This window comes from Dolichospermum sp. LEGE 00246, assembly GCF_015207865.1.
In the GTDB taxonomy this organism is placed as follows: Bacteria; Cyanobacteriota; Cyanobacteriia; order Cyanobacteriales; family Nostocaceae; genus Dolichospermum; species Dolichospermum heterosporum.
This window is the reverse complement of record NZ_JADEWA010000745.1, coordinates 1-1,325: the sequence shown is the minus strand read 5'-3', so window position 1 is coordinate 1,325 and position 1,325 is coordinate 1. Positions and strand designations below refer to the sequence as shown.

At 39.5% G+C, this 1,325-nt stretch carries 1 protein-coding gene; it reads left to right on the top strand.

What is annotated here, in order from left to right; translation table 11 throughout:
- Window positions 1–1,325, top strand: a 1,325-nt coding sequence (locus IQ228_RS26085; RefSeq protein ID WP_370566958.1) for a beta strand repeat-containing protein, incomplete at both ends; no start/stop codon positions are given.

Sequence of the window (1,325 nt, the reverse complement as noted above, 5' to 3'; positions counted from 1 at the left end):
TGGAAGTCAGACTTATAACGACAATGTCACCATTGCGAATAACCCCACATTAGCAGGAAATGGAATTACCTTTAATGAAACTGTAGATGGTAATAGTAATTTAACCCTGAATGCAGGTACAGGAAATCTGAAATTAGATGGAGCAGTCAACCTTAATAGCTTAACAACTACTGCTGCAAATACGAATATTGCCAACAATATTACAACCGCAGGAAATCAACGATTCACAGGTGCTGTCAACCTGACAGGGAATAATGCCAAAACCTTTAATTCCACTAACAATGATATCAGCTTCAGCAGTACCTTAAATGGTACAAATACAGATTTTACCCTCAATGCAGGGACAGGAAATCTAACTTTTGGTAATACAGTTGCCGTCAAGAGCCTCAACACTACGGCAGCTAACATCAATGTTCCTAACAACATTACCACCACAGATATTCAACAATTTACTGGTGGTGTTACATTAACTGGTAATAATGCCAAAACCTTTAATTCCACTAACAGTAATATTAATTTCAGCAGTACCTTAAATGGTACAGATACGGATTTAACCTTGAATGCAGGGACAGGAAATCTAACTTTTGGTAATGCAGTTGCCGTCAAGAGCCTCAACACCACGGCAGCTAATATCAATGTTCCTAACAACATTACCACCACAGGTATTCAACAATTTACTGGTGGTGTTACATTAACTGGGAATAATGCCAAAACCTTTAATTCCACTAACAATAATATTAATTTCAGCAGTACCTTAAATGGTACATCAGCCGGAAATAAAAATCTCACAGTTGATTCTGGTACAGGTAAAGTCAGTTTTGAGGGAATAGTCGGGGGAATTGCAGCATTAGGAGATTTGGCAGTCAACAGCACAGGAATCACCAAGTTTGGTAGCACTGTTACAGCCAACAGTCTCACAACAAATACAGGTGGAACAACAGAAATTGGCGGTGATATTACCACTACAGGCAAGCAAACTTATGGCGATGGTGTAAATGTCAAGAATCCAGCCAAGTTGACCACAACAAATAGTGAAGTTGCCTTCAATAGTACAGTAGACGGGAATAAAAATCTCACAGTTGATTCTGGTACAGGTAACGTCAGTTTTGAGGGAATAGTCGGGGGAATTGCAGCATTAGGAGATTTGGCAGTCAACAGCACAGGAACAACCAAATTTGGTAACACAGTTACAGCCAAAAGTCTCACAACAAATACAGGTGGAACAACAGAAATTGGCGGTGATATTACCACTACAGGCAAGCAAACTTATGGCGATGGTGTAAATGTTAAAAATCCAGCCAAGTTGACCACAACAAATAGTGAAG